Origin of the sequence: Phenylobacterium sp. (assembly GCF_020402505.1) — a bacterium.
GTDB lineage: Bacteria > Pseudomonadota > Alphaproteobacteria > Caulobacterales > Caulobacteraceae > Phenylobacterium.
Genome location: NZ_JADBZL010000160.1, coordinates 1 through 5,278, shown reverse-complemented (window position 1 = coordinate 5,278; position 5,278 = coordinate 1). Strand labels below are relative to the sequence as shown.

Here is a 5,278-nt window from a genome sequence, read left to right as displayed (position 1 = left end):
CTCTTCCGATCTCCGCCGTCGAACATCTCGTCATAGGCCGGGTGCACCGCCACCAGCTGGCCCTGCATGTGGGTGGACAGCTCGGAGACCTCCAGGCCGAGGTCGGCCAGCATGCCCTTGACCTCGTCGCAGTAGGCGTCGCTCTCGGCGGCGAGCTTCAGGTCGAACAGGCGCCGGTCCCAGGTGGGGATCTGCACGCCCTTGTACCCCATGTCCGCCACCCAGCGGCCGAGGACCGGCAGGCTGTTGAACGGCGCCTCGTCCCCGGCGAACTGGGCGAGGAAGATCCCCGGTCCCTTCATGGTCACTCCCCGAATGCTCTTTGCTTCGCGGCCAAACTAGCACGCCCGGCGCGTAGGGCGAGAGGGGCCGTCAGAGGTCGCGCAGCACGGCCCTTACGGGCGAGGCGTCGGCGCCGGACAGGCGCAGGGGCGGGGCGATCAGTTCGTAAGCCCCATCGGGGACATCGTCGAAGACCAGCCCCTCCAGGACGGCCATGCGCCAGCGGCCCAGGGCCTGGTGGCTGACCAGGTCCTTGGCGTCCTCCGGGTCCAGGGAAGGCCCGTCGATCCCCAAGAGGACGATGCCGGCGGCGCCCAGGGCCTCCACCAGGTCCGGCGAAGGGGTGCGGAAGTGCGTCGGCCAGGCCTCATGGGGGAAGGCGTCGAAGGTGCGCAGCAGGACCCGGCGGGTCCCCGGGGCGAGGCGCGGCAGGACCTCGTCGGCGGCGATCCGCTCCGGTCCCTCCGTCACCGACAGGAGCTGGGCCGGGCCGATGTAGGGGACGAGGTCCACGGCGTCGATCGCTGCGCCGGCGGCGTCGAAGTGGAGGGGGGCGTCGGCGTGGGCGCCGGAGTGGGTCGACAGGGTCAGGCGCGAGACATTCACCGGACAGTCCCCGTCCAGGACCCAGGTCCGCTCCAGGCCAAAGGGGGTATCCCCCGGCCAGACGGGCAGGCCTGGCCGCAGGGGCTGGGAAATGTCGACCAGCCGGCGTCCGGCCTCGTCACGGGGGGCGTTCATGTGACTCTCTGCTTCTCGGCGAAGGCGGGATCGCGCCAGGCGCCGGTCTCCATGACCTGGGCGAAACGGTCCGCCGCAGCCCAGACATCCGCCCGGCGCAGGAAAAGGGGCGAAAAGCCCAGGCGCATCAGGTCCGGAGCGCGGAAGTCGCCGATCACGCCGGCGGCGATCAGGGCCTGCACCACCGGGTAGGCCTGGGGGTGGGCGAAGGACAGGTGGCCGCCCCGGGCCTCCCGCCGGGCCGGGGAGACGCAGGTGAAACCGTGCGCCTCCAGCGCCGGCGCCGCCCGAGCGAGGAAGAGGTCGGAGAGGGTCCGGGACCGCGCGAGAAGGGCGGCGGGTTGCAGGCCTTCGAACACCTCCAGGGCCGCATGCAGGGCGGTCAGGGACAGGATGGGAGGGGTCCCGGCCATGAGACGGGCGGCGCCGGCGGCGGGCGCATAACCCGGCGCGAAATCGAAGGGGCGCTCATGCCCCATCCAGCCCGACAGGGGATTGGCGAAGGCCTCGTGGTGGCGGCGGGCGAGGAAGGCGAAGGCCGGCGCCCCGGGTCCGCCGTTCAGGTACTTGTATCCGCAGCCCACCGCCATGTCCGCGCCGGCTGCGGCGAGGCCGATGGGCGCGAGGCCCGCGGTATGGCTGAGGTCCCAGAGGGTCAGGACGCCCGCCTCGGCGGCCTGGCGGGACAGGCCGGACAGGTCCGCCAGAGCGCCGGTGCGATAATCCGCGTGACTCAGCACCAGCAGGGCGACGTCGTTCGAGAGCGCTCCGGCGATCTCGTGATGCGGAACGATCCGTATACGGATATCGGGCCTCAGGCGGGACAGACCCTGGAGCATGTAGCCGTCCGTGGGAAAGTCCCTCTCGGCCGCCAGGAGGACCTTTCGGTCCGGCTTCAAGGCCAGAGCGCCGGCGGCGAGCTTGAAGAGATTCACCGACACCGAGTCGGCGCAGGCCACCTCCTCGGCTTCCGCCCCGATGAGGGGTGCGATCCGGGCGGCGGTGCGGGCCGGCAGGCCAATCCAGTCGTCGGCGTTCCAGCCGCGCACCAGGGACCGGCCCCACTCGCCCGCAGTCGCCCTGCGGACCGCCGCCTCGGACGCGCGCGGCAGGGGCCCGAGGGAGTTTCCGTCCAGGTAGACGATCCCGGTGGGCAGGCGGAATCGCCCCGTCAGGGTCGAGAGGGGGTCATCCCGGTCGAGCCTGCGGCAGGCGGCGAGGCTGTCCGGAACAGGCTCGGGAGCGAGTTCCGGGGCGAGTTCCGGGATCGGGGCCATCAGCGGACCTTGATGAACACCGGGTTGGCGTAGAACCAGAGGTCGTCCCAGGGGTTCTCGCCGGGGACGTCCATGGCCGGCTCGGCCTCGTCTGTCCCCGTTCCGCGCAAGCGGATGTAGCCGGAGGCCTGGACATTGCGCAGGGTGGTGGTGAGGGTGATGACCTCCCCCTCGCGGACCCAGTCGGCGGAGGTGAAGCGACGCTCGACACGGGCGGTGGGGTTCTCGTCCGCCGATCGGCTTGGCGCCGGACCGGTCAGGTCGCCGCGGATCAGGTCAATCCGCTTCACCTCCGGGGTGCGCCCGCCAAAGTTCTCGCCGGAGGGATCCCGGACCCTCAAGGTGATGCGGACATCCTGCCCCCGCGCGAGGGTCACCTCACCGCCGATCCCCGCCGCCGGGCCGCCCCGGGCCACCGGGCGGACCTCCAGGTCGACGGAAGACACGAGGTCTCCCGTCGCCACGAAGACTCGGCCGGCGCGCAGGCCATCCAGGATATCGTCGGGGGACTTGCGGGCGCGGACATAGGTCTTGGCATACTCGCCCGGCCAGAAGTCGATCCCCCCGTCCGTATAGTGACGGTGGGAATCCGACGTCGCCGTGATCCACCAGCGGCGGCCCTCGCCCAGCATGGAGTCCCAGAAGCCGCCGACCCGGGCGGTCATCTGATCGAAGCCGCCGTAGGTGGGATGCTGTCGGTAGGCGCCCCTCTTCTCCTCCGTGCGCGGCGACCCGTCAGGATTGAGGCCTCCCGCCTGGTGGCCGGGCGCGCCCTCCATGCCCACCGCGACCTGGGGCGCCGCATCGTTCCAGTCCCTCAGCTCAGCCGGACCGGTCTGGCCATATTGGCCAAGGCCCTTCGCCGAGCGGGAAGGATGGTGGGCGATGACCATCGGCGGGCGCGGCAGGGCCTTCATGTAGGTGAGGGCCTCGACCATCCGGCTTTCCTTGTCCCGCGCCGGGTCCGTCGGCCAGGCCTCGAACTTGTCGAAGCGATGCTCAAGATCCGTCAGGTCGTCCCGCTCCGCAGGCGTGGAGGGCACGATGATGCTGGAGTGGTCGGCGCCGGGGGTGTTCAGCTCCAGGCCGAAGAAGAGGATCAGGTCGGGAACCTCCCGGCGGGCCTTGAGGACCTCGGGATAGGCGAGGTCCCGGTTGACGCGGGAGTGGTTCGGGCCCCCATGGTCCGTCGCCGCCATCCAGGACAGGCCGTACTTGCGGGCCATGCGGGCGTTGGTGGGGATGGTGTTGCTGGAGTCCCCGCCGATCACCGGCTCCGGTGGTTGGGCGGGATCCGCAGCCGGCTTCCAGTCGACGCTGAACTGGGAGTGGACATGGTGATCCCCCGCCAGCCAGGTCCGGCCATCGTCATGGGCGCTGTGGGGCGCGCCCGTCTCATGCGCCAGGGCGCCGGGGGCGACCAGGGCGAGCCCAAGGGCGGAGATCAGCAGTCGGTTCAGGCGCATGGCGGAATTCCGTGAGGGGTGTCGGGTGCACACCGGGACGGAAACCGGATCGCATGACGGGCGCATGACGGCGGGAGGCTCAATGCGCATCATCCCAGTTGGCCGCGGCGTTCACCTCGACCTTCAGGGGTACGGTGAGGGCGACGGCGGGCTCGGCGGCGCCCGCCATGATCCGGCGGATCACCTCGCCGGCGGCGGCGGCCTCCGCCTCAGGGGCCTCGAAGACGAGTTCGTCGTGGACCTGCAGGAGCATCCGGGTCTGCAGGCCTGCGGCGTCGAGGGCCGCCGGCATCCGGATCATGGCCCGGCGGATGATGTCCGCCGAGGCGCCCTGCAGAGGGGCGTTGATCGCCGCGCGGTCGCCGAAGGCCCGCTCAGCCTGGCTGCGCGCCTGGACCGCCGGGATGTGGACCCGCCGGCCGAAGAGCGTGGTCACATAACCCTGCCGCCGCGCGGTCTCCCGCGCCTGGTCCATATAGGCCCGGATTCCGGGGAATCGCTCGAAATAGGTGCGGATATAGTCCGCCGCCTCGTCCCTGGGGATGGAGAGCTGGGCGGCCAGACCGAAGGCGGAAATGCCGTAGACGATGCCGAAGTTGATCGCCTTGGCCCGCCGGCGGATCTCGGCGGGCATGCCCTCGACGGGAACGCCGAACACTTCGGAGGCCGTCAGGGCGTGGATGTCCAGGTCCCGGGCGAAGGCGTCCTTGAGCTGGGGGATGTCGCCCACGTGGGCCAGGAGGCGCAGTTCGATCTGGCTGTAGTCGGCGCTGATCAGGACGCGACCCGGATCGGCGACGAAGGCCTGCCGGATCTTGCGCCCTTCCTCCGTGCGGATGGGGATGTTCTGCAGGTTGGGGTCAGTGGACGACAGCCGGCCCGTGGTCGTGGACGCCAGGGCGTAGGAGGTGTGGACCCGGCCGGTGGAGGGCGCGATGGCCGCGGCCAGGGCGTCGGTGTAGGTGCCCTTGAGCTTTGACAGCTGGCGCCAGTCCAGCAGGACCCGGGGCAGGGCGTGGCCCTCGGCGGCCAGCTCCTCGAGCACCGAGGCGTCGGTGCCCTGGGCGCCCGTGGCGGTGGTGCGGCGGGATTCCAGACCCATCTGGCCATAGAGCACCTCGCCCACCTGCTTGGGGCTGCCGAGGTTGAAAGGATGTCCGGCCAGCCGGTGGGCCTCGGCCTCCAGCTCCCCCATCCGCACAGAGAAGTCGTTGGACAGCCGGCGCAGGCGTTCGGGATCGACCCGCACCCCGGCGTTCTCCATCGCCGCCAGCACCGGGGGCATGGGCCGCTCCAGGGTCTCGTAGACCGTCAGCAGGCCCTCCTGGCGCAGGCGGGGGCGAAGGACCCTGTAGAGGCGCAGGGTGACGTCGGCGTCCTCGGCGGCGTAGGCGGTGGCCGGCTCCAGGGCGACGTAGCGGAAACTCTTCTGCGACTTGCCGGTCCCGGCCACCTGCTTGAACGGGATGGGCGAGTGTCCCAGGTGCAGGCGGGACAGCTCATCCATGCCGT

At 71.1% G+C, this 5,278-nt stretch carries 4 protein-coding genes and 1 pseudogene; all 5 read right to left on the bottom strand.

The window, feature by feature from the left end; all coding sequences use genetic code 11:
- Positions 1-302, bottom strand: a pseudogene (locus tag IM632_RS11375) (sugar phosphate isomerase/epimerase); the annotation flags it as partial.
- A gap of 70 nt (positions 303-372) precedes the next feature.
- Positions 373-1,023, bottom strand: coding sequence for an arylformamidase (gene kynB / locus IM632_RS11370; protein ID WP_296552349.1), 651 nt, complete (start codon positions 1,021-1,023; stop codon positions 373-375).
- Complete coding sequence (locus tag IM632_RS11365) at positions 1,020-2,300, bottom strand: aminotransferase class V-fold PLP-dependent enzyme (RefSeq protein ID WP_296525126.1); 1,281 nt, start codon at positions 2,298-2,300, stop codon at positions 1,020-1,022. The genes kynB and IM632_RS11365 overlap by 4 nt, the downstream gene beginning before the upstream one ends.
- A complete protein-coding gene (locus tag IM632_RS11360) occupies positions 2,300-3,766 on the bottom strand; it encodes a phosphoesterase (protein ID WP_296502559.1) in 1,467 nt (488 codons plus the stop codon). The genes IM632_RS11365 and IM632_RS11360 overlap by 1 nt, the downstream gene beginning before the upstream one ends.
- Positions 3,767-3,845: 79 nt before the next feature.
- On the bottom strand, positions 3,846-5,278 hold a 1,433-nt coding region (locus tag IM632_RS11355), incomplete at its 5' end, for a DNA polymerase (RefSeq protein WP_296552348.1).

Bases quoted from the DNA above. Each gene is read 5' to 3' on its own strand.
- kynB (WP_296552349.1), bottom strand. From the start codon at position 1,023: ATGAACGCCCCCCGTGACGAGGCCGGACGCCGGCTGGTCGACATTTCC.
- IM632_RS11360 (WP_296502559.1), bottom strand. From the start codon at position 3,766: ATGCGCCTGAACCGACTGCTGATCTCCGCCCTTGGGCTCGCCCTGGTC.
- IM632_RS11365 (WP_296525126.1), bottom strand. From the start codon at position 2,300: ATGGCCCCGATCCCGGAACTCGCCCCGGAACTCGCTCCCGAGCCTGTT.